Raw genomic sequence first — 555 nt, forward strand, 5'->3', positions numbered from 1 at the left:
CTCGAAGTCATGGCCACCGCCACCGCCGGCACTGCCGGAGAGGCCGCCGCCATGGCTGAGCGTCAGGTTGTCGTTGCTGGCCGGATCGCCGAAGACATCCTCGAGCTTGGCCGGCGAGAAGCGGCGCAGCGGCAGTTGCTCATAGTCGATCGGCGGGGAATCGATGCCGAGGAAGGCGGCAAGCCCGCCCGCGCCGACRGCCTGGCCGCCGGAGCCGAGCGCCGGGTCGKSCTCGGGCYCCTTCTTGATYGCCCCGGTCTCGTCCTCGGCCTCCTTGTCSGCCTCCTCGGCCTGCGCCTGCYTCGGCGCGCCTCCCCCAGCCGCATCCTCGCCCGGGGKCTCRGTGGGCGRACCGAGATCGGACTTGGCGTGGCTGGGGAAGAGGCTCTTGACGTAGATCGCGACYGCGGTCAGCGCGAGCACGACCAGCGCCGGCCAGCGCGACGACGGCGCCGCGTCCTCGTCGGTGATCTTGCGGTAGCTCTGCTCCGCGGACGGCGCGCCCGGCGCCGGGGCCTTGAGGGTCTTGATCTCGATCATGCCGACACCCGTTCA

General features: G+C 71.9%; 1 protein-coding gene. It reads right to left on the reverse strand.

The features are described from left to right. The coding region (locus AB4118_RS34125) for a hypothetical protein (protein ID WP_441493913.1) at positions 1–540 on the reverse strand (540 nt) is incomplete at its 3' end. Positions 541–555 lie beyond the last annotated feature (15 nt).

This window comes from Allobosea sp. 2RAB26, assembly GCF_052115465.1.
Taxonomy (GTDB): Bacteria; Pseudomonadota; Alphaproteobacteria; order Rhizobiales; family Beijerinckiaceae; genus Allobosea.